General features: G+C 64.4%; 1 protein-coding gene and 1 pseudogene. Both read right to left on the minus strand.

Translation table 11 applies throughout. The annotated features are described in order from the left end of the window. Window positions 1–607: pseudogene (gene cdrB / locus FFS27_RS28440) on the minus strand (two-partner secretion system transporter CdrB); the annotation flags it as partial. A 62-nt stretch (window positions 608–669) separates the two neighbouring features. Then, on the minus strand, window positions 670–4,969 hold a 4,300-nt coding region (locus FFS27_RS28445), incomplete at its 5' end, for an MBG domain-containing protein (RefSeq protein ID WP_137952367.1).

Raw genomic sequence — 4,969 nt, forward strand, 5'->3', positions numbered from 1 at the left:
GGCTGAGCACGCTCTGCACGTTGACCCCCGGCAGGTCGCCGACCAGCAGCAGGCCGCGCTCCAGGGTATCGGCATCCAGCGGACGTTTTTCGGTCAGCGGTGCGAGCAGTTCCTCCACCCGCACCCGCGGCCCATCGACGGTTCCCTTGATCTGCACGTGTTCGAGGTAACCCTCGATCACCTGCAGGCGTACCTTGCCGCCCTCGATGCTCTGCTCCGGCACCACTACCTGGGTCAACAGGTAGCCGTCCTGGCGGTACTTGGCGGTGAGGCGGTTGGCCAGGTCGACCAGTTCGGCCAGGGACACCTGCTTGCCGAGCATATGCTGGTAATAGGACTCGAGCACCGCCTTGTCATAGCGGGTGTTGCCTTCGATGCGTATCTCGCGCAGTTCGAAGCGGATCTGTTCGCTGCCTTGCGGCGCGACCTGCTTGGGCACCACCAGCGGCGCCTCGGGCTTGGCCTGCGGCTCGCTGCGGGGCTTGAAGCGTTCATCGAGCTGGGATGGCTGTACAGTCCCTGGCAACTCCACGGCGGCGGCGGAAGCTGCCAGCATCCCGCAGCCACAGAGCGTCACCCAGCGAAGCGTCCATTGCGAAGGTTTCATCATTCACCTCGGGCAGATGACGCACTACCGCCCGGAGACGATAGTGCGCATTGCGAAAAGGGTTAGAAATTCAGAGGCTTGTTGAAGCAGCTCCAGTAGTCGGCCAGGTAGCTCTGGTTCGAGCAACCCGCCCCACTCTCGGCCTCTGCCCTGAGCGGACGATCGGTGAACTGCCCCACCCGCTTGGCGCTGGCGTCCTCCGCCGGACCCGCGGCGGTAGCCGGCAGCAGGTTAGGATCGCTGACGTCCATGCCCAGAGCGTAGGCGCGCAGGAACGGGTTTTCGAGGAACGGGTTTTCCAGCGTGGTGGTGCGGTAGACCGCATCCCCGGGGGTATCCGGATCGCGCCCCTTCTGCAGTTCGCGCAAGTCGGAGAGCGCTGCCAGTTGCCCCAGGTCGCCCGGCGTGACCGGCAGCGGCAGGATGCTCAGCAGGTTGCCCTGGTAGTTGAGCTGGTAGTTGCCGCTGGTGAGGGCAAGCCCACCCTGGAGGATGTCGTACTGGCCTACGGCTTCGCCGCCCACCCGACCGAGCCCGCCGGCGAGCACCTGACCGGCGCTATCGCCATTCTTCAGGCCGGAAACCTGATAGGTCAGCGCCGGGTCGGCGGTGCCGACCTGCTTGCTCTTGGCATCGGCGAATACGTTGAGCAGCGCCTTGGTGATGGTCAGGTCATTACCCTGGTAGGCCAGGTCATAGTTGCCACTGGTCAGCACCAGGCCGCCCTGGTTGATGCCATACACACCCACGTTCTCGCCTGCGTCGCGGTTCAGCCCGCCGGTCAGGATCGAGCCGGCGCTGTCACCGTTCTTCAGGCCGCTGACCTGGTAGGTCAGGCTCGGATCGGCATCGCCGTAGACCTTGGTCTTGGCGTCGGCGATCACATTGAGCAGTGCCTTGGTGATGGTCAGGTTGTTGCCCTGGTAAGCCAGGTCATAGTTACCGCTGACCAGACCCAGGCCACCCTGCTGAATCGCATAGTTGCCTACGTTTTCGCCGGAGACACGAACCAGGCCGCCGCCATTGAGCACCGAGCCAGCGGTATCGCCGTTCTTCAGCCCGGAAACCTGGTAGGTCAGTGCCGGATCGGCATCGCCATAGACCTTGGTCTTGGCATCGGCGATCACATTCAGCAGCGCCTTGGTGATGGTCAGGTTATTGCCCTGGTAGCTCAGGTCGTAGTTACCGCTGTTCAATGCCAGGTCGCCCTGGTTGATGCCATACACACCCACGTTCTCGCCTGCGACGCGGTTCAGCCCACCGGTCAGGATCGAACCAGCGCTGTCACCGTTCTTCAGGCCGCTGACCTGGTAGGTCAGGCTCGGGTCGGCGTCGCCGTAGACCTTGGTCTTGGCATCGGCGATCACATTCAGCAGCGCCTTGGTGATGGTCAGGTTGTTGCCTTGGTAGCTCAGGTCGTAGTTCGCGCTGACCAGGCCCAGGCCGCCCTGGTTGATGCCATACACGCCGACATTCTCGCCAGCCACGCGGCTCAGGCTGCCACCGTTGAGCACCGCGCCAGCGGTATCACCGTTCTTCAGGCCGCTGACCTGATAGGTCAGGCTCGGGTCAGCGTCGCCATAGACCTTGGTCTTGGCATCGGCGATCACATTGAGCAGTGCCTTGGTGATGGTCAGGTTATTGCCCTGGTAGCTCAGGTCGTAGTTACCGCTGTTCAATGCCAGGTCGCCCTGGTTGATGCCATACACACCCACGTTCTCGCCTGCGGCGCGGTTCAGCCCACCGGTCAGGATCGAACCAGCGCTGTCACCGTTCTTCAGGCCGCTGACCTGGTAGGTCAGGCTCGGGTCGGCGTCGCCATAGACCTTGGTCTTGCCGTCGGCGATCACATTCAGCAGCGCCTTGGTAATGGTCAGGTTATTGCCCTGGTAGCTCAGATCGTAGTTGCCGCTGTTCAATGCCAGGCCGCCCTGGTTGATGCCGTACACGCCGACATTCTCGCCAGCCACGCGGCTCAGGCTGCCGCCGTTGAGCACGGCACCGGCGGTGTCGCCGTTCTTCAGCCCGGACACCTGGTAGGTCAGGCTCGGATCGGCATCGCCATAGACCTTGGTCTTGGCATCGGCGATCACGTTCAGCAGTGCCTTGGTGATGGTCAGGTTATTGCCCTGGTAGCTCAGGTCGTAGTTCGCGCTGACCAGACCCAGGCCGCCCTGGTTGATGCCATACACACCCACGTTCTCGCCAGCCACGCGACTCAGGCTGCCGCCGTTAAGCACCGCGCCAGCGGTATCGCCGTTCTTCAGGCCACTGACTTGGTAGGTCAGGCTCGGATCGGCATCGCCATAGACCTTGGTCTTGGCATCGGCGATCACATTCAGCAGTGCCTTGGTGATGGTCAGGTTATTGCCCTGGTAGTTCAGGGTGTAATTGCTGCTGACCAGGCCCAGTCCACCCTGGTTGATGCCGTACACGCCGACGTTCTCGCCAGCCACGCGGTTCAGGCTGCCGCCGTTGAGGACCGCACCGGCGGTATCGCCGCGCTTGAGACCGGAGACCTGGTAGGTCAGCGCCGGATCGAGGTCGCCGTAGACCTTGTTCTTGGCATCGGCGATCACGTTCAGTTGCGCCGGAGTGATGCGCAGGTCGTTGCCGACGTAGCTGAGGGTGTAATTGGCCGTGTTGAGGCCCAGCCCGCCCTGAAGTATCCCGTAGTTGCCGACGTTCTCCCCGGCCACCCGGCCGAGGTTGCCGCTCAGCACGCCAGCGGCGGTATCGCTGTTCTTCAGGCCACTGACCTGGTAGGTAAGGGTCGGATCGGCGTCGCCATAGACCTTGGTCTTGGCGTCGGCGCTGACGATCAATTGCGCCGGCGTGACGGTCAGCTTGCCGTCCTGGCGCACCAGTTGGTAACGCTGGCTGAAATACTCGCTGCCATTGGCGTTACCGGTGATCGCGTACTGCCCGACGTTCGACGCCTGGGTCGCCGTGGTGCTGGCGGTCGCCTGGTAGAGGTCGTTGAACTGGCTGTTGACGTAGGCGTCGATGGCGTTGATGCCGGACATCGTGGCCGTCAGAGTCGGATTCACATCACCGTAGACGCGGGTAGCGTCATTGGCGGTCAGGGTGGCGGTCTGCTGGCGGGAAAGGATGTCGCCGGCAGTGGTGGTGGTCTTGAACATCTCCACCTGGGCGCGCTCGGCGAAGCTGTTGAACGCTCCCTCGCGCATGAACAGGTCCAGGCGGGTATCGACGCGGCTGGTCTTGCCGCCGAGGCCGAAGATCAGTTCCTCGGTCAGGCCGGTGCCGACGTCGTACTGCAGCTCGTCGGTCACGCCGATCACGCCGCCGAAGCCCTTGACGCCCCAACTGGTGCCCCAGTTTCCGGTCCAGGTGGTGACGCTGCCGTTGCCGGCGGCGACGGTGAACCCGCTGGGCGCACCGCCGTTCGGGGTGGCGGTGACGTTGCTGCCGTTGACCTGGTAGCGCAGGTTGGTCACCAGGTAGTCCGACGAGTCGTTGGTCGGGAAACTGGCGGAACCGCTGACCCGCCGATAGGGCAGCGCGGTGAACACCAGGCGGTCGAACTCGCTGTTGCCGTCGGCGGTCAGCGTGTAGTTACCGGTGGTGCCGACGCTGTTGGCATCGAGAATCCGCGTGCCGACGCTGGAGACGATGTTCTGCACGGTGCCGGTCATGCTCTGGTTGATGAACGGATCGAACACCGTGCCGCTCGTGGTCACGCCGGTGGCGTTGCTCTGGCGGTACTTGAGCGTACCGTTGAAGGTCTGCAGCGCCAGGTTGCCGGCGTAGTTGTCCCAGGAAGTCAGGTCGATGCTACCGGCACGGCCGGCGAGGTTGGCGGCGATCAGCGCGGTACCGGCCTGCTGGCTGATCTTGCCGGCGGTGCTGGTCTGCATCCACAGGGTGCCGCTACCCAGGTCGACGATGCCGCTGGTCTGCGGCGTGCCGCCGCTGAGGAAGTTGATGTTGCCGCCGGCGCGGATTGCCAGGCTGCCGTTGCGGAACAGGATCGGCGCAGAGATATCCACCGCACCGGCAGGTCCGGTGGCGATCAGTTCCAGGCCGCGACTGGCGCCGCCCAGGTTGCTGGTGATCAGCGGCGCTTCCACCGACAGCCGGTCGCTGGCGCTGAGGGTCACCTTGCCGCCTGCCAGCGCCCCGGTGACCACCGAGGCATTCACCGTCGCATCGCCGCTGGCGCCGTTGGCGCCCCCCACCGAACCTGAGGTGCCGCCGGAGGCGACGATGCGCAGGGTGGTCGGGTCGAGCAGCCAGGTGCCACCGTTGCCGTAGGGTGCGGCGACGCTGACGTAGGCGCTGTCGGCGATGCTCAGGTTGACCTTGCCGGAGGTCTCCACCAGGCCGCCGTTGCCGCCC

The organism is Pseudomonas sp. 2VD, from assembly GCF_005503585.1.
Taxonomy (GTDB): Bacteria; Pseudomonadota; Gammaproteobacteria; order Pseudomonadales; family Pseudomonadaceae; genus Pseudomonas; species Pseudomonas aeruginosa.